Source organism: Allobranchiibius sp. CTAmp26, assembly GCF_017565405.1.
Taxonomy (GTDB): Bacteria; Actinomycetota; Actinomycetes; order Actinomycetales; family Dermatophilaceae; genus Allobranchiibius.
The window spans coordinates 1-22,536 of sequence record NZ_JAGEKR010000031.1 but is presented as its reverse complement, the minus strand read 5'-3'; the positions used below and the strand labels follow the sequence as shown (position 1 = coordinate 22,536).

The window sequence follows — 22,536 nt, the reverse complement described above, 5'->3', positions numbered from 1 at the left end:
GCCACCCCGATGACCGATCGGTAACCGGGCGTTCGTCGCGAAAATAGTTCTGCGTCAAGAGCCCTAGGTCAACTGGCGGACCTGGCGGCCCTCTCAATCTCCTCGCGGCGCGCCGTCCAAAACGCCACATCGTGCCGCTGGGTTGCCATCCCCTCCGCGTCGATTCCCACGGCCCCATCAAGCTCTTCACGCAGGATGTCAGCGTGGCCTGCATGCCGACTGGTCTCGGCAAGTAGGTGGACGAGGATGTTGAACAACGGCACCTCGGCGTCCTGCCACCAAGCCACCCGACCCGTGGCATCCAGAGCGAGAGCTTCCACGGTTGCGTCGCTGTGTTCCCACACGCGCCGGTAACGGTCGATGATGGCGCTGCGGGACTCGTGCTCCGTCGCCCACATGTCGGCCAGGAGCTCAGCCCTAACGTCCCACCGCGGTAAAGGCTCGGGGAAGGGACGGCTGAAGACTTCACCGAGGTATCTGGCCTCCCACGTCCCTAGGTGCTTCACCAGGCCCAGCAAATTAGTCCCGGTCAAGGTCAATGGGCGTCGAACGTCGTACTCAGAGAGCCCGTCGAGCTTGGCCAGCACGGCCTCACGTTCGTACTTGAGGTAGCTGTGCAGATTGGCCTTCGCATCGTCGATCATGGGATAGAACTCTTCCACGAGTGCCGCGGCGTGTTACCGCATCGCGCGGCAAGGACCGCGCATCCCGCAACGGGATTCGGTTGTGGCACGCTCCGCGTGCCGATCCTGTTGTGGCACGCTCCGCGTGCCGATCGCCTACTGGGCGGGTTGGCCACCGGGGACGATGGTGCCCTGGTGGAAGCGCATCTGGGGCGACTCGGCACCGATATCCCAGAGCGATGCGTGTCGGCTCTTCTGATTGGCAGCGGTGGCGAGATAGGTAACAAGCATCAACTCTCTGGACATCTGCACAAATACCCACTCACTCACGCCAGGCGCCTCGTACTCACCATCCTCAGCGATCGAGGCCATCAGCTCATCGCGGGTCCAGCGGCGGCCAGACCGTCCGATCTCTACGAAGTCCTCGTGCAGTAGTTCCCGCACGCGTAGACCGTTGCTTCTCGTGGAGAGCGTCATGAGTTCAAGTTCAGCTGCTCTGATTGTTGCTTCGTGTCGCACGCAGAGCAGTGTTTCAGCTCTGCCCGGTTGCCGATCGCCTACTGGGCGGGTTGGCCACCGGGGACGATGGTGCCCTGGTGGAAGCGCATCTGGGGCGACTCGGCACCGATATCCCAGAGCGATGCGTGTCGGCTCTTCTGATTGGCAGCGGTGGCGAGATAGGTAACAAGCATCAACTCTCTGGACATCTGCACAAATACCCACTCACTCACGCCAGGCGCCTCGTACTCACCATCCTCAGCGATCGAGGCCATCAGCTCATCGCGGGTCCAGCGGCGGCCAGACCGTCCGATCTCTACGAAGTCCTCGTGCAGTAGTTCCCGCACGCGTAGACCGTTGCTTCTCGTGGAGAGCGTCATGAGTTCAAGTTCAGCTGCTCTGATTGTTGCTTCGTGTCGCACGCAGAGCAGTGTTTCAGCTCTGCCCGGTTGCCGATCCTGAAGTGGCCTCGCACGGTCGACGTGTCAGTGCCGGACCATTCGGATCTCGTCGATGCCGTCTTCCGCTGAACAGGCACCGTCGGGTAGGAAGCCGTGCTTACGGTAGAACGCTTGCGCCCGAGGGTTGGGGTCTGCAACCCAGAGTCCGACGACTGAGGTGGGTTCGACGACGGCATCGAGCAGTGCCGCCCCAGCTCCACGCCCGTGGATTGCGGCGTAGGTATACAAGACGAAGAGTTGCTCTAACCAGTCCACATCCGGCTCGCGGGACGGCCCTGCCATCGCAATCCCCACCAACTCTGACTCGTGCTCGGCGACCGCGACTCGCTGCATCGAGTACCTCGGATCAGTCAGTACCGCTGCCCAGAATTTCCCACGTTGATCAAGAAGATCAGGGTCATCGAGCACCGTGTCGGCCATCAGTCCCCGGTACGTCTGACGCCAGGAGTCCACATGCACCCGCGCCATCGCCGGCGCGTCCTGCTCCACCGCTGGCCTTACTTGGATCCCTGAATCCACCCGCGCAAGGCTAGTCATCATCCGGCAACCAGTAGCTCTGACGGCTCGGTCAGTCCGTCAGTCCAGGCCCAGTAGCCGATCCACCTGCGGACATGATCACAGCGACCGTGTTCAGTAGGGGACGGGCATCGGTGGGTCACGCTGCAGGGCTGCCCGACCCCCTCCACGGGCCTTCGCAGACCGCACCATCCACCTACCAAATCTCGTTGCAGCGGCGGTTACTGAGAGGCGCGTTAACACTTCACATCACCAGTTAGCTGAAGCATCCGGCCCGAGCTCCTATTTGCAGTGACGCAGTCAGCCTCCATCGCTCCCCCCGAACGGCAACGGTGTCACGCCCGCACTGGACCACCGACCAGCGGCGCTCTCGAGTTGCCCCCGTTCCCCTGCCATGACCACGTGGAACGGGACCGCCGGCCGATCCCACCACTCGCCAAGGTCAACTGGCTGAGCCCATTGCTCGGCGGCAGACACCAAGGCCCGAGCTAGCCACTTGAGCGCCGCCGTGTCCTCATCGGCAAGAACCTGCTCGGGCTCCATCATCGTCACTACGTACCCCTCGCCGGCGGCAAGTGTGTCCAAATCCGCAATGCACTCGTTGAACGCATTCGTGTTTTCGCCGAAGTAGAGGGGGAACTGGAGTGCGGCTGCGAACTCGTCCAGCACGCCGCGAACGGTGCGCATCTTGCGGCCGCGGACAACCCGGGCCGTCAAGCCCGACTCCACCCAACCGCTTACCGCATCCCCGATCGACTGCGCATCACCTTCCAGCAGCAATGGGTGCAGATGGGGCTGCACCTTCATCAGCACAAGAGGGTCACTCATTGACGCGACCCCCGGAACACCAGGAACGATTCGTAGTGATCACCCGTCCAATAGGCAAAGCCGTCATCGCCAGTGGCGACGCGATTTGGGCCGCGGTGCACGCCCTCGCCGAACGGATCCACACCACGCTCACGATAGGTGCCGCCAGCTCGTAGTCAGCCAGCAGCAGGTCCGCCATCATCACCACCACCACCACTGGAGCATCACGCTACGGCGAGCCAGCGTTGATTCCATCAGTCGTGCTTGCCTGTTGGGCGAGGACCCCGTCCCGGTCGCCGATCGTCGTACGGGCGCGGCTTGGAGCTGCTGGTGTGGCGTGACCTTGGTTCCGCGGCTACCTCAGGGTCAGAGTGCCGCGTTGTCGTGATCGAGGTCGGCTCGAATACGCGCGTACAGCACTAGGTCGATCCGACCAGCATGGATGTAGCCGGCGGATCGGCACAGACCCTCGCGGGCAAATCCAGCGCGTTCGGCCGCACGCTGCGAGGCGGTGTTGCCAGCAGCTGCAGCGATCTCGACGCGTTCCATGCCCTGGTCACCCATCGCCCACCGCGAGAGCAGCTCGGTGGCCCGTCCGGCGAGGCCATGGCCTCGATGGGTGGGTGCGACCCAATAGCCGATCTCGGTGACCTGAGCTCGCCAGTCCGTCTGCTTCAGGTCGATGACTCCACCCACTTGACCTGCCACCTCGATGACCCGTACGAGCCCAGCGCCGCTGCGGTGCTGCGCGGGTGCGATGTCCGTGACGAAAGACAGGGCGTGCTCTCGCTCGTAGGGCACCGGCAGGGGCAACCAGCGCTGGGTGACCAGGTCTTGGCATGCCGCCGTGATCGCGTCGACGTCGTCCACGCACGGAACGCGCAACGCGAATCCGTCGCCCATGATCGTCGCGTCGTCGAAAACAGCGCGCGGGGTAGTCATCCCCGCATCGTCGCAGCCCACAAGCGACCACCGTGCAGCGATACCGGTGTGGCGATCGCCAATCGCCGATCGCTGTCTGGTGAGTCGCTGTGGGTATCGCCGCGCCGTCAGTTGATCGTGCCGCCACGGGCATAGGTCATAACGAGACTTTGGGCTTCTTGCTCGAGGGGGTAGTTCCAAGGATCTTGATCGGGCCAGATCGCGTCGTGGGCAGGCGGCGGGCTCGCATTGTCGATCGGCTGGAATGAGAGGGCGGTGCGTGGGTAGTGCCCTACGAGGACTGCAGTGATTGGTTGCCCCGTGAGCAGTGTGCCGACTCGCGCGAGCAATGCGCGTTCCACCGTTGCCGCCTGCGCTCTGGCTTCGGGTCGGCATCGGCTGGTCGCGTGGGCGAGTGCAGTGGTGAATTCGTCGTTGTCCCCGGCCCATTCGTTGCCTAGGCCTTCGAGCAGGGGATATAGCTGGGGGTCGGCGAGCTCGGCGGCGGCCCTGATTTCCAGCAGGCAAACCATCTCGTCGGTGAGCGTGAGGCGGCGCCGGAGGCTGATGGTCGCGCGGTCGTCACCGGTTTGGGCAAGAGCAAGGAGTGCCTCGCAGCGGGTGTCGTCGTCGGCATCGTCTAGCCGGGCAGCGAGTGCTTCGATTGCTGCTGGCGTGGTCGCACGTACCTGTCCGAGGCCGAAGCAGGCCCAGTCCCGAATAGCGGTCTCATCATCACGGGTCAAGGCGGTTAGCGCCTCGATGACGGCATCTCGTACGGGTTCGTCCGCGTCAACGCCGCCGGGAAGAGATTGCGCAACAGCGAGTCGGACATCAGCGTCGGGATGGTCGACGGCGACGTGGTCCAAGACGATGCGGGCGGCCTTTGAGTCCCAGGCGTATCCCAGCGCGTCTACGATCGCGGCGATGACCTCCGCGTCGGCCTCGTGCTCCAGCATTTCTGCGAGCCGGGGCAAAGCCCCAGGCACTTTCTCGACTGACTCCCCATTGAGCGCGTCGCCGAGCTCGTTGGCGAGCGAGATGAGGTCTGCCGGAGATGACATCTGCGCATCATCCCGCACGCTGGCAGTGGGGTCGCTCTAGATATTTCGCCATCGAGCGGGTCCTTCCGGTCACCGATCGGCACGCGGAGCGTGCCACAACCGGATCGGCACCCGGAGCGTGCCACAACCGGATCCGTCTACGGCTCTCGCGAGGCAAAGGCTGGCTGACGCCTGTACCAGGCGCAGGTCGCAACAACGGCGAGCGACGAGACCCCTCCGAACGCTGCTGACCACGCGAAGAAGGTGTCGGAGTTGGCCACTCCTGCGGCTGTCCAGGCGAAGTTGGATGCGGCAAGGACCAGCCAGGTCGAGATCGAGACTCCGCCGGCCGTTCCGGATCTCACGACGCCGCGAATTTGAGCCACGCGGACCGTCACCGAACCCAGCGACGCGGCCAGCACACAGGGGCCTGGCCCAAACACGGCAAATGCGCCGATCACGACGACGACGCAGCCCGCAGTGCAACCTGCGGTCCGACGCAAGGACAGCAGTCGGGAGGCGATTGCCAAGCTGCCGAGCGCGAACGCGCCCTCGCTAGCCAACAGCACCCATTGCCGTGTCGCCAAACCGTACGAGGCCCAGGTAAACCCGAGCGCGAAGCTCTGCGCCCAAGCGGAAACCGACACGCCTAACGTCGACCGCAACGCCAGGTAGAGCTGCGGGACTGAACAAGCCGCCGTGAGCGCGGACGCCACCAGCGAGAACAGGACCGCAGTCGACATGGCCGCAGTCTTCATCAATCGCCTCGGCGCTCGCCTCCCATTTCGACAGCCCCACCGAAAGTCCGCCTGTCTGGCATAGATGATCTTCGGCGGCGGGCACTTCGGCGCGAGGTCACGAGGAACACCGCCCGCAAGCCGATCCGTCTCCGGGTGGTGAGAGCCTCAGGTCATGAGTCGAGTGGTCTTCATGTGCGGGCCGGCTGGTTCAGGCAAGTCGATGTACGCGCGCGGTCTCGAACAGCAGGGCATGGCTCGTCTGTCTCTGGACGTGCTCAGATGGCGACGGGAGGCCTCATCTGTAGTCCGGCGCAGCGATGAAGTCGACGTCGAAGAGGAGTTACGTTCCGCGCTGCTCGAGCTGGTCGCGGCCGGACGTGACGTGGTGCTCGACCTTTCGTTCTGGTCCCGACAGATGCGCGAGGACTACCGGCGAATGCTGGAACCCACCGGCGTCGTCCCCGAGACCGTCTACCTAGCCACCGAGCGAGAGACCGTCCTGGCACGGGTCCGATCACGACGCGGCCGCCACGCTGATGACGTCGTTGTCTCTGCAGAGTTGGCCGCGCACTACTTCGACCACTTCGAGCCACCCACCACCCATGAAGGCCCACTCACGGTGATCACCCAATGAAGATCGGACTGTGGGCTGAGCATCGATGTGATGGCATGAGTACCGTCGCGACCGAGACGGTCCGGCCGCCGGAGTGTCTGCTGAAGGATCCGGCCGGGAGAAGTACCTGAGATGCTGCCCGCTCGTTCGGGTGTCCCTGACATGCCGGTTGCTGATCGATGGTTCGTCAAGACGCAGGTCCGCGACCACTTGAGCATCATCGTCGAGCCGAGCATGCACTTCTTGCTACGCGCCAACATCTGGCACCTGCGAGGCCGCGATCGGGACCTGATCGTGGACACAGGACTGGGCGTGGCAAGCCTGCGCACACACCTGCCGACCCTCTTCGAACGCGACCCGCTGGTGGTCATTACCCACGCCCACCTGGACCACTCCGGCGGCGCACACGAATTCGACCAGTGCCATGCACACCCTCTGGAACACATCACGAACCCAGTCGGCGGGAACACCTTGCGCGGACGCGAATTGGCCGACCAGCTCGGACTCAACAGCGCCCAACCCGTCCCAGAATGGATGATTAAAGCACTGCCCCACCCCGGGTACCGGCCACAGGACTACACGCTGCGCCCCGCACGCGCCTCTCGCAGCCTGACCGACGGTCAGACCATCGATCTCGGCGACCGCGAACTGACCGTCCTGCACCTGCCCGGCCACAGCCCCGGCAGCATCGCGCTCTACGACCAAAGCAACCGGAGCCTGTTCTCTGGCGACGTCATCTACGACCTCGACACCGACGAACAACTCCTCGATGACCTGCACGGCTCCAACATCGACGACTACATCGCCAGCATGCGGCGACTACAAGACCTGGACATCGACTGCGTCTACTCCGGACACGGGCCAGTACTGCAACGCGACCGATGTGCCGAAATCATTGGCACCTACCTCCGCGACCGCACCCACCGGTAGAGCACTCCCGGGCCTGAGCACCCTTATCCGTCCACCCCAAGTGTGCGAGACCATCCACCCGCAGACCGATCGGCACGCGGAGCGTGCCACAACCGGATCGACTCACGGGACTGCGTGCAAGGCTGCGGGTCATGCCGCCGCAGCCAGCTTCAGCGATCGCCGCACTCACCGTTGACTGCTCCGACGCCAAGGCGATGGTGCGGTTCTACACAGACGCATTCGGCGGTAGGGCGGATCCCGATTTTCCGAATGTTGACGGCGTCCGCGTCGACGGTCTACTCATCCTCTTCCGCGAGCTGGACGGCTGGACCCCGCCCACTTGGCCTGGATCGAACATCCAGATGCACCTTGAGATCTTCGTCGAGGACCTGCATCAGGTGGAGACCCGACTGCTGCAGCTCGGTGCCACCAAACCTTCAGCGCGAAACCCCTCAGGCCAGGACCTCGTCGTCCTCACAGACCCGGCAGGCCACCCCTTTTGCATCATCGAGCGGTCCACCCACGACTCCTGAGGTCAAGTCCTCCCACAGACCGATCGGCCACCGGTCGGCTCTGTGCCGGGTGTTCCGCAGAAGACCCCGACGCGGCCACTCGCCTCGAGCTCTCTGCGCCGATGTCTGGCGACGGTCGTGGAGTCAGTGGTGGTTCCTCTCCGGGGCGCCCCCGCGGTCGTGATCTTCAATGACACCCACCTCTGCATGCGCGGTTCGGGCGGCATAGTGCAGTTAGCATCCCCACGTGAAACCTGCATTGCTGCCGACCTGCGATTCGTTGAGTTTTCGGCAGATGACTAATGCGGACTTGGACGAGATGACGGTGCTGCTCGGATCACCGCAAGTGATGCGCTACTACGCACGTCCCAAGACGCGCGCTGAGGCTGCAAGCTGGATCGAATGGAGCAAAGCCAACTACGCGCGCGATGGCTACGGACTGTGGCTGCTGCACGACGAGCACGACAGATTCGTGGGTGAATGCGGCCTGACGTGGCAGACAATGGACGACATCACCGACCTCGAAGTCGGGTACCACGTGCTGCCACAGTTTCAAGGGCGAGGTCTGGCAACGGAGGCTGCGATCGCCTGCCGAGAGTTTGCCCGTTCACGTGGAGTCACTCGGCTAACCAGCAACATCTTTCATCGCAACCGTCCTTCACAGCGGGTTGCGGAGAAGGTCGGCATGCAGCTGGAGCGGGAGACGATCGACCCGCCGGACCGGCCGATCGGCATCTGGTCGATGACTCTCAGCAGGGCCTCGACGTCTTGACTGACAAGCAGAGACACCCGCGTACGCAGACCTGAGGGCTCACCCTGATCCAGGATCGGTCTACGGACGGCACGCGCGTCGGGTGTCCCGCATAGGACACCGATGCGGGCAGATCGTTCCGGGCACTCGACGACGCCTGGTGCACGTTTCGTCGCCGGCAGCGGTTCCCCTTGCGAAGCAAGGACTGGGGTTCTCACCGAGCTTGGCCATTCACTGGCGCTCTCGCAACTCATCACGATCAGCGCGGTTACTCGGCGTTACGTTGTTCCTCGTGAGCACGAGTGCGGCACAGATGGCGATGTTCTTTCGCGAGATTGGCGCCGACGGCTCTGTCTGGACCATCGAGGATGACGACGGTGTGCCCGCACCTCGCGGGACAGACGGACACCGAGCAATGCCGTTTTGGTCCCTGCAGTCCAGGGCCGAGCGCATCATCAACCGCGCGCCAGAGTATGACGGCTTTCGAACACGGGAGATCCCAAGATCTGAGTTCGAACACCGATGGTTGCCAGGCGCATCTCGCCATGGGCTTCTCGTCGGTCTCAATTGGTCCGGCACACGAGTGGCCGGATTTGACCTGACACCAATAGATGTCCTGGATCGACTGCCCCGATAGCCATCCGCAACCGGGGGTCGGGTCAGCGCGCGAGCTCAGCGCGCAGCAGATCTGACCATTCACCGTCTAGTTCATGCGACGACTGCTGGCTATGCGGCCACAAATCCATCCCGTCGTCACCCCACTTGGGTACGACGTGAAAGTGCAGATGATCCACGGATTGGCCCGACCCTGGGCCGCTGGCGTTCAGGATGTTGACCCCCGTGCAGTGGAAGGCATCGCCCATTCGCTGCGCAACTTGCTGGACAAGACCAGCGACCGCATGCATGGCACTGGGCGAGGCATCCTGCACCCCGACGGCGTGCTCGTTTGAAATCACGAGCGTGTGACCGGTCCAATCCGAGTGCTTCGGAACCAGGGCTGAGGCAGCCTCACCGCGCCAGATCCACACGGCCGGACCATCTCCCCCCAGCAAGCCGCAAAACACGCACGAATCGTCCACGAGCCGCAGTATCTCAACTGCAACATTGCAGTGGTCGACAGCCGATCCACCACCGGGCTATCAGTCAGGATCATTCGTCGCGTTCGTAACGCCGGTCGATTCCTGTTCGAGCTGCTGTGGTCGCGACGGTGATCAGCAGGTAGGCCAAGATGAGGAGCTTCACGAAGTCACTTCCGGCGTGGCCGTTAGTCCATACGGAGAGACGGTGCTGAGCCAGATCGCGGACCGTGGCCGCCAGGAAGAGCACGATCAGCACGCCCATCGTGACCATGATTTGTCGCCGGTGCGTCGCTGAGGTGAAGTAGGCGCCTTGCCACACCGACTGCACGGTCACAGCGACCATCGCAACCCAGACCAGCGCCATCGCCTGGTCGATCCCAGAGCCCCAGACGCGGTAGACGTCAGTGAAGAAACCGTTCAGGAGCATCAGGATCAGCGTGAGGGCGAAGCTGCTGATGGTGATGCGGTTGCGAACGGCGACCTGCCGCTCATCGAGCAACGAACGACTCATCAGAGTCCTCCCAGAAGAGTTGGTCCAGCGTTTTACCAAGCGCGTGACAGATAGCGATGCACAGGGCAATGGTCGGGTTGTAGTCCCCGGACTCCACCAAATTGATGGTCTGACGGGTCACCCCGGTGCGCTTCGCCAGTTCGGCCTGTGACCACCCAAGGGCGGCCCGCGCTGACCTCAAGCGGAAATTTTTAGGCACCGTAGACGCTTTGCATGTGTCATATATACACGACTAAAGATCATATTTACAAGACTTGCAGGCGACGGTGTCCCCTACGGAACACGGTTGCTGTGACCGAGTCCGCAAGCGGATCGGCTTCCGGGCGGCCAGCGAGTAGGTGCCCCGTAGGACATCGATCCGGACGCGTCAGCTCCAGACGCCTCCGCCCACGCCCAGCGCTCGTTTGGTCGCCGGCGATGGTTGGACAAACGGGACGATGGTTTTCGAGGAGGGGCGCGTCCCTCCAGCCGCACGACGAGATCCGCGAAAACTGCTGCGCGAAAGCCCTGCTCAGTGCCGACGCGGCTCGAAATGTCCGATCATGGCGACTTTCGAGCAGGTTCACGTTTGTGGTGCGGGTGGTTCCGGGGTGTTCGCGAGGTAGACGCGTGCGCCACGTAGCTGCAGCAACGTCATGACGAGGAGGGAGGCGAACAGCACTGCTGCGGCGGCAAAGAAGATACGTGCTGGGGTGCTGCGCCGGGTGACTGACTCCACCAGCTCGAGGATGAGGAAGATTCCGAAGATGATCAGCGTGCGTCGCCTGGAGCGCACCATCGTCTGGGCGACTTCTCGTTCGACCTGGGCTTGGGTGGGGTCTGAGCTGGGTGTGCCACGCCGGATGTTGCGCATCGTCGACCTGCGTTGAGGGCGCGGCAGCCCCGCGACCAGGGGCGGCGCGAACAGACTGTTCGGTGTGCGTCGGCCCCTGCGGATCACCAGGAAGGTGAAGCCGCACATGAACAGGATTGCCACGATCAGCACGATCACGCTGACCCAACGGGGATGAGTGTGATGAGCACTATTCGTGTGGTGGTTCTCCCGCAGAATTGTGGAGTTCAGCACCAGCACTACCACCGGGACCAGGATGGCGATAACGACCATCCGCACGGACCAACGGCTCTGAGCCCTGCGCCCGACGGCGTCTCGGCTCATGGGTGGGGTGGCCTGTTGGTCGCGACTCATTGCAGCTCGGCCCCACTCCTAAGACTCGGTGCCGGTGACCCGTCTGACGTGTCCTGGAGGATCAAGCTCTTGGCCCGACTAACGGTCTGCCAGGGTTCGAAAGCTGTACCGGCCGGGCAATCCATCAGCAACGTGTCCGGGCCAGCTGCCCCGGCACAGTCAGTTCCCCGGCGGCTGGTCGCTCGGGCACCCTAGGTCCCGTTTCGATAGGAATTCGGATCTGGCCCCCGCATCTCACGCGTCCAGCCCTACAGCTGCGAGCGATCGGGGTTGCGGTCACCGTTGTCATCGAAGGGTTCCTGCCACCCGTGCTCGCGATACCGCCTGTTGGCTCTGCCGCGCATCGATCGGGGGATCCAGTTCATCGCCGGGCCAGGGCCACCGCGGCGCAGCCGCCACAAGGTCAGGGGCAAGCCCACCAAGACAATGAAGGCCATCACAACCCAGAAGCCGACACTTGTGTGTCCACCCCCTTTGCTCGCAAGGTCGGTTAGGTCGTTCATCGGCGCCGCCCAGAGATGGTTCGGACGACGGTGACCACACCAATCACTAGCAGCGCGACGATGACCAAGATAATCAGCAACGCGGGCAGGCCGGTAACTCGCACACTGTGCGAGGCAGTAACAAGACTATGAGGCACACCATCCCCCTGGAGCGGATCGACCAATTGGCGCTGAAGAGTATCGCTTTCCTAGACAGCATCAGGGGCAAACCGCCAAGGCAACGACCCAGCACCGGCCCGTGCGGCGGGCACCGTAGCCGCAACCAGCACCGCGCGGTCCCCTCCTTGTCGTCTTCCCACAAGGACTGCCGCCTGGTCCAGACATGATCGGATTTGGACCGGACTCCAGCTCCTAGTAGGAAGTCCACAAATTGAAGGCTCGAGCTCTGGCTGCGCCGGATGAGGATCGGTCTACGACCGGTCGCACCGCATCGTCCGCACGATGAGGAACGCCTGGTCAGATTTCTCGGTGACCGGTCGACGCACGAGCCGCACCTCTTCGGCGAACCCGGCCAGAGCTAGCTGGCGCCAGACCTGGTCGGCAGTGCGTTGGAAACGAGTAAGCGAGATGTCGTAACCGAGCTTGCGGTAGCCGGCGCCGACATCTGAGACCCCTTCACCTGCTTGGAAGGCCACTAGCATGACCCCGCCCGGCCGCAGAACCCGCCGGGCCTCTGCAAACACGGCCGGCAGGTCGGAGTCAGCGACGTGAATGATTGAGTACCAAAACAGAACCCCATCAAAGCGGTCGCCCGGGAACGGCAGATCCGTGAGCTGTGCAACCTGGGTCGGAACATCCGGATGATCCCGTTGGGCCATCGCAATCATCCCGGGCGATAGATCCACCCCGTGGACGGTGCACCCTCGGTCCACCAAATACCGGCAGATGCGACCGGTACCGCAGCCAGCGTCTAACACCTCGGACCTGTGGCCGGCCGAGAGGGCCACAAAGTGGTCAATCAGTGCCAGGTCAACCGGCTGCTCCGGTTCGGTTCCAGCGAAGCGAGACGCATAGTCATCAGCCACCGCGTCATAGGCCGAGCGGACCTGACCCAGCAGCGCGTCGCCATCCATAGCGACAGTGTCCCTGTCCGGGATCGGGCGGGGCAGAGACGTTGCTGAACGAGGATCGACACCGCTCAGCTGCCGCCCACATTACGGTCCGCCATCTGCAATTCACGCACCAGAAATCGCTTCCCCGATAGGCTCATCGCGATCTATACGAGAGGCAGATGACATGGGGATCCTACGCAAAACAGCGATCGTAGCTTCGATGGGCACGGCGCGACCTGTCCTCAACCCCAACTCGAAGAAGGCGCGCTCGGCGAAGGCCAACGAGCGATCGGCCAAGGCCAACCAGAAGATGCTCAAACTTCAGAAGGCCGCCGCGAAGCAGGAGGCCACCGCGCAGCGTCGAGCAGCGCAGACGGCCCGCGACGAGGCTAAGGGCGCGAAGGAAGCTGAACGCAACCGCGTCCTAGCTGCACAAAGGATCCCGGCTGTGCCGTCTTCGACGACACGCCCTGACGTTGCCGCACCCGCGCAGCCGGTAGTGAGCGTTGCGGACGAGCTCACCAAGCTGGCGGCTCTGCGTGACTCCGGTGTCCTCACTTCGGACGAGTTCGATACGCAGAAGACCAGGCTGCTCAGCGTCAACCCGGGTCAGCGCTGACGAACTCTGCGCCGGCGCCAACATCTTTGCGACCGGCAAATATTGGGTGGACTTTCGAGTCACTCGACGATCGTCCTACGGGATCGACACCAGCGATCTCAGCCCCTACTTGATTCTCGAGGTCGTACCGGTCGTAATCGATGCCGCGGGCGGGGGACGAGGCCTTTAGGGTCGGCGCATGGAGTTCGTCACGGTTCCGAAGGCTCGGACGGGTGAAAAGGTCGCTGTGGTGTCACCGTCCTTCGCGGCGCCGGCTGTTGCGGCAGCGGTCCACGAGCAGGCGATGACCAGGCTTGCCGCCGTGACTGGTCTGGTCCCGGTGGAGTATCCGACGACCCGCCAACTGGGCGCGTCCGCCGAGGAGCGTGCAGCGGACCTGAATGCGGCGTTCGCAGACCCTGAGATCCGCGCCGTCGTGGCGACGATTGGTGGCGAAGATCAAATAACGGTGATTCCACACCTGGATCCGCGCGTTGTCGTGGCCGATCCGAAACCGTTCGTTGGCTACAGCGACAACACGAACATCTTGAATTGGTTGTGGACCCATGGTGTGCCTGGTTTCTACGGCGGATCGACCCAGGTACAGCTTGGCCCGGGGCCACGGGTCGACCCCATCCACCAGTCATCGCTACGCGCCGCGTTGGTGACCGGTGAGCACCTTGAAGTGACCGAACCTGGGGAGTCACAGGATGTTGGCCACGATTGGAACGACCCGCGGGCGCTGACCGAGTTCGGCAGCCGTGAACCGACCGAGCCCTGGGCGTGGGCCGGGCCGGCGCGGTCGGTCACCGGGCGTACCTGGGGTGGATGTATCGAGGTCCTGCAGTGGATTTTGACCGCCGGACGCTTCCCGGCGGACCCTGCGATTCTTGAAGGTGGGGTTCTTCTGGTCGAGACCTCTGAGGAGTTGATCCCGGCGCAGGAGTTCGGGTGGATCATGCGTTCCCTGGGTGAGCGCGGCGTCCTGGCGGCGGTCGACGCGATCGTGGTCGCACGGCCACCGACGTCAACGTTCACCGTCCAACCCTCCCTAGCGGAGCGGAAAGCGAAGCGAGAGGAGCAGCGCGACACTGCTCTGGCCGTAGTTGGCAGGTACAACCCGGATGCTGTTGTCGTGATCGGACCACCGTTCGGCCACACCCGCCCGCAGTGGATCGTCCCGTACGGCGGCCGGATGACCGTGGATGGGCACACCAGCACGCTGTACGCCGACTACAGCTAGCCACTGCGCTTTCAGGGCGTACTAGGGGCGTTGACTCTTGTCATTGGCGTGTCGGTGCCGGTGGCTGCACGAGCGGGTTTAGCGGCCTGACCCGGGCCCTGGGTGTCGTTGGTCATGTCGCTGCTGGCACGCGAGAACCCGGGCGAATGTGAAGCGGGCGCTACAACACCCGCCCGGCGTTGTCCCCGGGGTCGCCAGAGGATGGGACCGCGTCGGGGCCATATAAGGGAAGCCCGGCACGTGGCCGTCCGGAAGTCGATCCCGTTGTGGGCGGCGCGGCTTCCGAAGGTGCAGCGGCCCGGCAGGGCGCGGGCGATACTCATCGCATGAGGGGCGCGGTGCTGTCACTGATAGCGGTCGTTGGAGTGTCCGCGGCAATTTCGGGGTGCGGTGAGATGCCAGACGGGACCACCACGGTGGTCAACAGGACGAATCAGTACATTCGACTGACCGGTGAGTGCGTGGACGATCCGGTGTCACTCGCACCGGGCGAGTCGTCCAACTGGGTCCACGGCGGATCTCAGTGTCGCGTCGATGACGGTGATGGCCTCCACGGACTCCTCGGATGCCTACACATCGACCGCCGTCAGATCGCCGTGACACGTCAGACCTTGGCCAGGATCACTGCCAGCAACCAGTGCTAGGACTTGCGAACCGAATGGGCTCCGTCAACAGTAACCGCAGCGGACTTGCAGGCCAGGAGGGCCGTAGCGGGATCGGAACGCGGAGCGTGCCACAACCGGATCGGCACGCGGGCACTTACTGCGGAGAGTCGTTCCGCTCAGCCTGGCGCCACTCTCGTCGGTCCTCCGGATCACCGATGCTAGGAAGCGTTGTCACAAGAGCGCTGCGTGCGATGGGCATCGAAGTAGCGAGACATCACGAAGCTATCCGCACCATCGGGTATGACAAGGCACCCCAGATAGGTAAAGCTGCGACCGTCATAGACATCACAGGTGTTGTCGTTGTAAAAGCTGCTGTATCTCGTTTGGCCGGGTTGAAGGTCGAGAGCGTCGTCGGTGCAGTTGCCGCTCACTCGGAGCGGTCGGCCAAGATCGTTGCTGCCTGCAACGTCGGCGGTGCAGGCACTGAGCAGGCAGCCGGCCAGCACGGCGATCGTCAAGACGCTCCTGGTACGCACACCGCATTCTGCGCCCAGCAGTCCCCGATCGCGATCGTTCGACGCGACACGGGTGGTGCTCGGATGTGGTGTAGGTCTGGAAGGCACCTTGACCGCGGTCGGCCTGCATAGTCGACACCCCCGTCCGTGCGACAAGGACACGATGTCGTGCGGACGGGTGTCAGGATGTGCCCATGGGGGAACGTCGAGGCATGGGGCGCAGGCTGGTTGGAGGCGGCTGCGTTGTCTTGTTGGTGACGGTTGCGCTGAGCGCCTGTGGTGACAGTCCACCCAAAGCAACTGGAAACCCGGACCCCCGCGGGCGGTTAATGGCGCAGTTGAAACCCACCCTGTCGGCTATCCCGGCGACGGTACGCACCTTCGGTCAACAGTTCTTCCCGCCAACTTGGGATTCGTGCGACGGAGTGAAGTCGACGTACGGATGGGACGACGTGACCGTGACCGAGGAGTTCGATCACGTCAAGTCGCCGGACCAGACGGTGTCCGCCATGAACGCGTCGCTGCACAAACTGGGTTGGGTTCCTGACAGTGCCTCGTCAGAGGGGGCCTGGTACTGGAATCGGAAGCTGTCGAACGGATCGGAAGCATCAATCCAATTGCTGGGTGGACCCAGCGACGAGCCGCCCTCTCCCTGGGATTTCAAGGCGACCGTCCCTGCAGCTACCCACCCCATCACAGGTTGCTAGCTGCCCACCACGACGTTCGTCTGAGACGACCTCCCCGATTAGCCGAGCATCACGTCGCATCGCCACGCGGCCAGAATTCGATGGTCCGGTAGCCGAACCGCGGCCGGCGACGAAACGCGCCTCAGACGTCGTCGCCGGAGCCACGGGAGGACCTGTCTGGATCGGTGTCCTACACGGGACACCCGACTCGGTGCCGTCCGGGAGACGATCGTTCATCGACACTGCCGGCTGACACGGTCATGTCCGCGCTCATGGCGGCCCGTACCTCTGCCACAAATCGTCGCGCTCCGCTGTCCCGACCAGTTTGGCGTCCAACACGGGCCCGTCGACATCGTCGTGCTCGAACCTGCCCTGCTCCAGCTCCGCTACCACACGCCAACCGGGCCCGTAGTCCTCATCCGGGTCATCACGCCGACCGTCCAGCCAGTTGACCTGGTACCAAAGCCACTCCCGCTTCACCCAGAAGAATGGAAAACCGCGCATCCGGCTCACCGTGGTCGTCAGGAACGCCTCGGCACGTCCGTTACGACTCAACTCCCACACTGCATCTCGGAATTGATCCAGCCTGGGATCACGGGGCCAGTCTCCGGAAAACACCACGACCTCAGTATTGGGTCGCTGGTCTGATCACTCCGCTGATTTCTGAGTGCTCCCCGAGGCCCATGAACGATCGGCTACCCGAGCGGCGGGTGTCGGCGCCACCATCTCGGACGTTTGACCAGGGCTCCACTGGCTAGTGCAGCCGCGAGATGGTCGGTCACGGTGTCCGCCACGTTCCCAAGTTCTTCCTCGGTCGTGACCGGCGGTGACGCGAGTAGTTCCGCATCGCGCAAGCCGGCCTCGACGACTCCACGGATCGCCACCCAGTCATGATCGGTACCCATACCCGCAAGTGTCGGTGCTGCACTTATGCCCATCCAATCGTCTGAGGCGACGCGCACGCGGATCGTTCACCGAGACGGGAACGTCGCTAAGTCCTCCCGCAGTGCGGCTGCCGCGTCTCGAGTGTGTTGTGGCGTCGCCGTGAGTCCCGCCCCGCGCCCCTCCGCGGAGTGGACGGGCGGGCCGGCGGCGTTGGTTGCCGGCCCCGAACAACCTGAGCAGGTGCTCAAAATGTGCCAGAGTGGTGTCACCGCATTTCACCCTGGGCCTGGAGCCGATAGTGGACGTTGTGTACGCCGCCCCGACACGCGCGATGCAACACCCGCGGGGGTTCGCGTTCCTGGTGGCCGTAGGCGTGAGCGCTCTCATGATTGGTTTGACGGTTTCTGCCGCGGGCGTCCTTGAACTGCTGTCAGGTCGTAACCTTCCGCCGGGCTGGACGCGATACCAACCACCCTGGACTGTTCCAGCAGTTGTCGTCGGCCTGGCGCTGATTCTTGTTGGCATCGTGACGCTTGCAGCGACCGTCGCGGTGCGCAGACGACAGCGCAGGCCCAATACGCATTGATCCGCTCAGGCCAGGAGCAGTGCGCTCTCCGGCTGCGCGCGGCGGGGGGCGATCCCCGTGGGTGGCCACCGACGTGACATGTACATGTACTCCTGGCTGCTCATAAACCCGGCGGCGCTGAGCTCACATCGCTGACGACCGGCTAGCTACTGCCCGGTCATCGATCCCTCTCCGGGGGATCACTGTTCGCGGCGCCAACGGTGCTGTCCAAGGGCGCTGTGTGCGGTCATCTCCGAGAAGGGGTCCATCCTCAGGAATGTTGATGTGGCCCGCCCAGTGACGCGCACACAGAACAGCACCCTCTCCAATCCCTGAAGCCGATACGATCTGTCGCCTTGCATGTGGTCTGTGTGGAAACGCACTGACGAGGGGGGACGCCAGTGGCTCGACGTCACAACTGCGCCGTTCTCGGCGGCCTGCTGCTTACCGTCGCTTTGATGACCGCCGCCTGCAGTAGCGGCGACACGCACCGGACGACGGTTCAACGAGCCACCGTGACCTACACCTGTTGTCGGGCCGCAGACGTTGACCCGCTACGGCATCCTGGCGACGTGGTTCTCCTGCACTGGACCACTTCCTCCGGCGCTACTTCCGAGTCCGCTCGCCCCATCCCGGTGACACTGGCCGTCACACTTGGCGGGCCCTACGACTCCGTGACACAACTCAAAGGCGGAGTGTCTGCGGGTCCCTCCTCTCCCGTCGCGGAGACCACGCCCATACACACCACTGATCAAGCCCAAGGTGCACCCGTCTCGCGCCTCGTGATCCCCTCCACCGCACGCGAGGGCTTTTACGACCTGCAAGCCTCAATCAAGGAGGGCGGGGGAACTCTCATAGGCGGAAGCGTCATCCACGTCACGACCAGGTAGCAGTCCATCCGAAGCCGGTCGAGGATCGATGACTGGGACGGGATTATCGGACGGCGATGGCGCCGTGGTTCACAGGCAGCAGTGCGTGTGAGCGGTGGCCTGCTGCAAACAGTTCGACAGCGAATCGCTGTACTGACACGCTGCGGGACATGAGCCCCCGTCCATCTGCTTCGCAGCTGGTGGCCGACCTCCAGCAGGCGATGCCACCGGGGAGCCCGGTAGGGGATTCCGGCATCGTGGTGGAGGTACGCGCTACCGGTAGCGACGCTGTGGTGTTGCTGCGATGGGCTCGCGACCCGAACACCTACGGCGTCCCGATCTCGCTGGATGAAGCAGGCACCATCTACAGCGGGGCCAGCGAGAGCATCGAGGAACATCTTTCCGAGATCGAAATTTTCCTCATGGAGGAGTTGGGAACTGGTCTGGTGTCCCGGGCTCGGCGGCGGCTTGCGGGAGATTACATCGAGCTGTCCGTGCCGGACTGGCCCGTTGACCACCGGTTCGCCGAACAGGTCATATATCCAGATAGCGATCAGCTCCGGACATTGGCGTCTGGGACGCGTACAGATGGGATGAACCCGGCTGTCGCGTTGGCTAGCGCCAGTGCCGGGTCACTGGTGACGTGGGTCCTTGCTTACGAAAACAACCGGCACGGTGGGCCGTACGTGGGCCAGGCGGTCATCACTGGCCACCGCGGTGAACCTGCGGTCCTGCAAATGTTGCAGCTGAGCCAGGACGCGGTACCTCGCACGGTCGCCCTCAGCCTGGCCCACCTGGCCGGCCATTGCGCCGGGGAAGCGGGCTACCTCTCAGTGCGCACCACGGTGGACCTGCCAGAGCTGGACATGCTCGGCTACCGCCCTGATGCGGACGGCACGTGGAGTGTTGACACCACGTTCTTGAACGAGGACCAAGGCCGGGCGAGCATCCTGCTCACTGATGCTCGCCGCGACTCGACCGCGTGGGGCAGCGACCGAGACCTGCGCGACGCTCATCTCGGTAAGACCCGTCCCCAACGGTGGCTGCACCGCCTCGCTCATCCTCTTCGCGGCGGCACTGCCCGATCGTTCGTCATAGCGGATCCCAGGCCGCCGAAGTGAACTCGCCCTCCATCGCCATAAGCGGATCGGCACGCGGGAACCTCAGCTGCTCCTTGTGGCGTTCCAGCGCGGGGTTTAACCCGGTGGGCGGGGCCAGGTGATGACGGCATCGCGGGTGGCTGCCCCGGCGTGGCGATCGGCCCCGCCGGAGGCGCGGCCGATCGCTGTCATGGTCATGACCTCCCAGTGCGCCGGTACGGCGAGGTGCTGGGTCAGGGAGTCTTTGTTGAAGGCACGAAACTGACGACAGCTCAGGCCCATGCTGTGGGCCTGGATCGTCAGGTGCGCGACAGCCTGACCGAGGTCGTACACGGAAAATTCGCTGTACTCCCAGTCGGTGTCTTCCACATGCACGTGGGCAAGGTTGACGATCAGCACACTGGCTTGAGTTGCCCACGAGCGGGAACTGCCCGCGAGGTGTGTAACTAGCTGGGCCCAGTCGCCCTCATCGCGTCGAGCCGTGTGGAAGGCCCACGGCTGGGAGTTGCCTGCGGAAGGCGCCCACCGCGCCGCTTCGAGCAGGACTTCAACGTCTTTGCCGCCGATGATGTGTTGCCGGTCGAACTCCCGCGGACTGAATCGCTGTGCCAGTACCGGTAGCAACCCCACGAGCATGAACGCTATCTCTCGCTGACAGCATCCAGGGCGGCCCAGGGACGAGAGCGTGCCACAACCGGATCGGCACGCGGAGCGTGCCACAACCGGATCGCTCATCGGGGCCGTATCGCCGCCTGGACGACGACGGGGTCAAACCAGCCGGGTTCTCCCGGCCCACCGACGACATGCTCGCCCGCCACGCCCGCAGTGCCTCACGCGCTAACGACGACGCACCCGCGAGAGCGACTCTCAACCACGAACGCGGCTCAGAGCACGACCTCGGTCGATAACCCCCAGCGTGACGATCGGCACGCGGAAGCGATGGTTCACTCGGCATTCAATATTCGCCCTTGCACGACAACGCGGCTTGCGCGATCAGCACCCATCGCGACAACGGCTCCCGTACGCTAAATCACATGGGACTGACCGGAACGCAGTTGGATCTCGTGCGCTATGGAGCGGGTCCATTTATCGCATTCATTGCGCTCCTCGCATCGTTACGAGCAAATCATCGCAGCGCAAAAAACGAAGAGTGGCGACGCCTGGTAGAGGCACAGTCGGACATCAAGAATCTGCTAATTACAGTTCGTCTGGTGCCCCTATCAACGATTGAGCTATACGCAAAAGGCGCGACCAGAAGTGGCCCCCGCGCTAATCCGAATGTCATGGTTGAATACGACTCCGTGACAGACACTGTGAAGCGAATCCCACGCGTTCCGCGTGATGTAGGGGAACTGCTCTCGTCGGCCGACGGACGTTTCCCGGTCGCGTTCATCTACAACCAAATAGACTCACCACTCATTGGTGCAAAGCTTACATGGTACGGACGAAGTTCTAGCGCCCGCTCAGACCCTATGACACTGGACGCAATACCACCGAAATCTTCGCTGGCGGTACCATTCACGCCACGATCCGACTTGCGCGGGCTCAGATCTTTTCGAGACCACCTCACGCAGGCGCGGATCGTCATCGCTTACGGCGACTCCTCGAACCACACTTGGTGGCGGTTGTGGGCACGCGAGACTCCCGGGCCGGGCGTGTATACAGACGATCCGAACGTACTTGCATGCTGGCTAGACAATACGGACGGTCGTGGCCGGATGCAGTATGCGGCGGGACCCGACCTTGGCTCTCGCCGCCGAAAGCGTGCACGAAAAGGAAAAGAACTTCCGTTGGTATTTTGGTGGCTATCACGAATTTTTCTACCTAAATGCAATGGGGTGCGGTCAGGCGGCCTTTCAATATTCCATGATGCGACGGCTTCCTCTTACTTCATTACAACGGTCGACGGCCACGAAGAGGCTTTATGCTGGGAGTGCTTCAATGTAATTAAAGACGCGCGTGAGTTGCACTCGATCAGCGCTGAGGGGTCTTCCCCTAGGAAAATTTACGACCCGCCCCAGGAGTACCGGTATGAGACTTAGGTGTGGTGGCTCATTCGGTACGGGCGGCTGGTGCAACCAAGTAGTTTGAAGAGGTCAGCACCAGGCAACGAGGGGTTACCTCACCTGTCTGGCTCGTATCGGGTCCAGCGCCCCCAGGGTCTGGACGCCCGCACGCGGCTCACGCGAGCCGCCCGCAAGCGGAACGGGATACGACGCGCGAGGGACGATTTGGGCTTTGATTCGCGTTCGGGGCAGCTCGTCCCGTACGGGGTGTGCCGTGCGGGACCAGCTGTCGCGGGTGGATGCGGACGCGCCTATGAGGCGGCGGCATCTGTTCTGGCTTGGTCGTCTGCTCGCTGGCGCTGGATCGCGCGATAGACGGTGGAGCGACCCACGCTGAAGAGTTCGGCCGCCTCGGCGGTGCTGTACTCGCCAGTTTGCAGCAACGAGACCAAGTGTGCTTCCTGGCGGCGGGTCAGTTTGGGCTGCTTGCCACGCAGGTGACCCTTGGCCTTGGCGACCTTCATGCCCTCGGTGGTGCGCAGGCGTATCAGGTCGCTCTCGAACTCCGCGACCATGGCCAGCACGTTGAAGAGCAATCGTCCGACTGCATCGTTCGGGTCGTACACGGACCCGCCCAGGCTCAGCTTGACTGAGCGATGGGTGAGCTCGTCCGCGATCTCCCGCGCATCGGGTAAAGATCGGGCAAGCCGGTCCAGTTTGGTCACTACCAGCGTGTCCC

General features: G+C 63.5%; 26 protein-coding genes. 9 read left to right on the top strand and 17 right to left on the bottom strand.

Annotated features, from left to right (window positions below):
• Positions 1 to 68: 68 nt before the first annotated feature.
• The 8 genes from J4030_RS17475 to J4030_RS17435 form a co-directional block, all read right to left on the bottom strand.
• Positions 69 to 644, bottom strand: coding sequence for a DinB family protein (locus tag J4030_RS17475; RefSeq protein WP_208050517.1), 576 nt, complete (start codon positions 642 to 644; stop codon positions 69 to 71).
• A 135-nt stretch (positions 645 to 779) separates the two neighbouring features.
• Positions 780 to 1,142 carry a DUF4440 domain-containing protein gene (locus J4030_RS17470; RefSeq protein WP_307864765.1) on the bottom strand — a complete coding sequence of 121 codons (363 nt, stop codon included), beginning with the start codon at positions 1,140 to 1,142 and terminating at the stop codon, positions 780 to 782.
• 38 nt (positions 1,143 to 1,180) lie between these two features.
• Complete coding sequence (locus J4030_RS17465; RefSeq protein WP_307864765.1) at positions 1,181 to 1,543, bottom strand: DUF4440 domain-containing protein; 363 nt, start codon at positions 1,541 to 1,543, stop codon at positions 1,181 to 1,183.
• 63 nt (positions 1,544 to 1,606) lie between these two features.
• Complete coding sequence (locus tag J4030_RS17460) at positions 1,607 to 2,101, bottom strand: GNAT family N-acetyltransferase (RefSeq protein ID WP_307864764.1); 495 nt, start codon at positions 2,099 to 2,101, stop codon at positions 1,607 to 1,609.
• Positions 2,102 to 2,398: 297 nt separating this feature from the next.
• A complete protein-coding gene (locus tag J4030_RS17455; protein ID WP_208050515.1) occupies positions 2,399 to 2,905 on the bottom strand; it encodes a barstar family protein in 507 nt (168 codons plus the stop codon).
• Between the two features lie 366 nt (positions 2,906 to 3,271).
• Positions 3,272 to 3,847, bottom strand: a complete 576-nt coding sequence (locus J4030_RS17445; RefSeq protein ID WP_208050513.1) for a GNAT family N-acetyltransferase — start codon at positions 3,845 to 3,847, stop codon at positions 3,272 to 3,274.
• Positions 3,848 to 3,954: 107 nt separating this feature from the next.
• Entirely contained in the window at positions 3,955 to 4,890 is a 936-nt protein-coding gene (locus J4030_RS17440) for a HEAT repeat domain-containing protein (RefSeq protein ID WP_208050512.1), read from the bottom strand.
• A 137-nt stretch (positions 4,891 to 5,027) separates the two neighbouring features.
• Positions 5,028 to 5,612 carry a hypothetical protein gene (locus tag J4030_RS17435; RefSeq protein ID WP_208050511.1) on the bottom strand — a complete coding sequence of 195 codons (585 nt, stop codon included), beginning with the start codon at positions 5,610 to 5,612 and terminating at the stop codon, positions 5,028 to 5,030.
• Positions 5,613 to 5,799: 187 nt separating this feature from the next.
• Between J4030_RS17435 and J4030_RS17430 the strand changes: the two genes are divergently transcribed.
• From J4030_RS17430 to J4030_RS18705, 5 genes are all read left to right on the top strand, one after another.
• Complete coding sequence (locus J4030_RS17430) at positions 5,800 to 6,243, top strand: ATP-binding protein (RefSeq protein WP_243763568.1); 444 nt, start codon at positions 5,800 to 5,802, stop codon at positions 6,241 to 6,243.
• Between the two features lie 189 nt (positions 6,244 to 6,432).
• Positions 6,433 to 7,152, top strand: a complete 720-nt coding sequence (locus J4030_RS17425; RefSeq protein WP_208050509.1) for an MBL fold metallo-hydrolase — start codon at positions 6,433 to 6,435, stop codon at positions 7,150 to 7,152.
• A 131-nt stretch (positions 7,153 to 7,283) separates the two neighbouring features.
• Positions 7,284 to 7,664 (top strand): VOC family protein, encoded by a 381-nt coding sequence (locus J4030_RS17420; protein WP_208050508.1) that lies wholly within the window; start codon positions 7,284 to 7,286, stop codon positions 7,662 to 7,664.
• A gap of 226 nt (positions 7,665 to 7,890) precedes the next feature.
• Complete coding sequence (locus J4030_RS17415) at positions 7,891 to 8,415, top strand: GNAT family N-acetyltransferase (protein ID WP_307864763.1); 525 nt, start codon at positions 7,891 to 7,893, stop codon at positions 8,413 to 8,415.
• 292 nt (positions 8,416 to 8,707) lie between these two features.
• Entirely contained in the window at positions 8,708 to 9,031 is a 324-nt protein-coding gene (locus J4030_RS18705; protein WP_374222013.1) for a DUF2750 domain-containing protein, read from the top strand.
• 22 nt (positions 9,032 to 9,053) lie between these two features.
• Here J4030_RS18705 and J4030_RS18700 read toward each other — a convergent pair whose 3' ends face one another.
• From J4030_RS18700 to J4030_RS17385, 5 genes are all read right to left on the bottom strand, one after another.
• Complete coding sequence (locus J4030_RS18700) at positions 9,054 to 9,422, bottom strand: HIT family protein (RefSeq protein ID WP_374222012.1); 369 nt, start codon at positions 9,420 to 9,422, stop codon at positions 9,054 to 9,056.
• A gap of 121 nt (positions 9,423 to 9,543) precedes the next feature.
• Positions 9,544 to 9,972, bottom strand: coding sequence for a hypothetical protein (locus J4030_RS17400; RefSeq protein WP_208050506.1), 429 nt, complete (start codon positions 9,970 to 9,972; stop codon positions 9,544 to 9,546).
• Positions 9,962 to 10,183: a helix-turn-helix transcriptional regulator gene (locus tag J4030_RS17395; RefSeq protein ID WP_208050505.1), complete on the bottom strand. Its 222-nt coding sequence runs from the start codon at positions 10,181 to 10,183 to the stop codon at positions 9,962 to 9,964. Before J4030_RS17395 ends, J4030_RS17400 begins: the two co-directional genes overlap by 11 nt.
• A 363-nt stretch (positions 10,184 to 10,546) precedes the next feature.
• Positions 10,547 to 11,089, bottom strand: coding sequence for a hypothetical protein (locus J4030_RS17390; RefSeq protein WP_208050504.1), 543 nt, complete (start codon positions 11,087 to 11,089; stop codon positions 10,547 to 10,549).
• 994 nt (positions 11,090 to 12,083) lie between these two features.
• Positions 12,084 to 12,746: a class I SAM-dependent methyltransferase gene (locus J4030_RS17385; RefSeq protein WP_208050503.1), complete on the bottom strand. Its 663-nt coding sequence runs from the start codon at positions 12,744 to 12,746 to the stop codon at positions 12,084 to 12,086.
• 199 nt (positions 12,747 to 12,945) lie between these two features.
• Between J4030_RS17385 and J4030_RS17380 the strand changes: the two genes are divergently transcribed.
• Both J4030_RS17380 and J4030_RS17375 read left to right on the top strand, forming a co-directional pair.
• Entirely contained in the window at positions 12,946 to 13,344 is a 399-nt protein-coding gene (locus tag J4030_RS17380) for an SHOCT domain-containing protein (protein WP_243763563.1), read from the top strand.
• Between the two features lie 178 nt (positions 13,345 to 13,522).
• Positions 13,523 to 14,566, top strand: coding sequence for a S66 peptidase family protein (locus J4030_RS17375; RefSeq protein ID WP_208050502.1), 1,044 nt, complete (start codon positions 13,523 to 13,525; stop codon positions 14,564 to 14,566).
• Positions 14,567 to 15,389: 823 nt separating this feature from the next.
• Here J4030_RS17375 and J4030_RS17370 read toward each other — a convergent pair.
• Positions 15,390 to 15,689: a hypothetical protein gene (locus J4030_RS17370; protein WP_208050501.1), complete on the bottom strand. Its 300-nt coding sequence runs from the start codon at positions 15,687 to 15,689 to the stop codon at positions 15,390 to 15,392.
• 326 nt (positions 15,690 to 16,015) lie between these two features.
• Here J4030_RS17370 and J4030_RS17365 point away from each other — a divergent pair, with 326 nt between their 5' ends.
• On the top strand, positions 16,016 to 16,393 hold the full coding sequence (locus J4030_RS17365) for a hypothetical protein (RefSeq protein ID WP_208050500.1): 378 nt from the start codon (positions 16,016 to 16,018) through the stop codon (positions 16,391 to 16,393).
• Positions 16,394 to 16,642: 249 nt separating this feature from the next.
• Here the strand turns inward: J4030_RS17365 and J4030_RS17360 are convergent, their stop codons facing one another.
• On the bottom strand, positions 16,643 to 16,876 hold the full coding sequence (locus J4030_RS17360; protein WP_208050499.1) for a hypothetical protein: 234 nt from the start codon (positions 16,874 to 16,876) through the stop codon (positions 16,643 to 16,645).
• A 1,985-nt stretch (positions 16,877 to 18,861) separates the two neighbouring features.
• On the opposite strand from J4030_RS17360, the gene J4030_RS17355 reads away from it, so the two are divergent.
• On the top strand, positions 18,862 to 19,812 hold the full coding sequence (locus J4030_RS17355) for a hypothetical protein (RefSeq protein ID WP_208050498.1): 951 nt from the start codon (positions 18,862 to 18,864) through the stop codon (positions 19,810 to 19,812).
• A gap of 75 nt (positions 19,813 to 19,887) precedes the next feature.
• On the opposite strand, the gene J4030_RS17350 is transcribed toward J4030_RS17355, so the two are convergent.
• Together J4030_RS17350 and J4030_RS17345 are read right to left on the bottom strand one after the other, a co-directional pair.
• Positions 19,888 to 20,427, bottom strand: a complete 540-nt coding sequence (locus J4030_RS17350; protein ID WP_208050497.1) for a nitroreductase family protein — start codon at positions 20,425 to 20,427, stop codon at positions 19,888 to 19,890.
• A gap of 1,681 nt (positions 20,428 to 22,108) precedes the next feature.
• Positions 22,109 to 22,536: recombinase family protein (locus J4030_RS17345; protein WP_208050496.1), on the bottom strand; the 428-nt coding region annotated here is incomplete at its 5' end.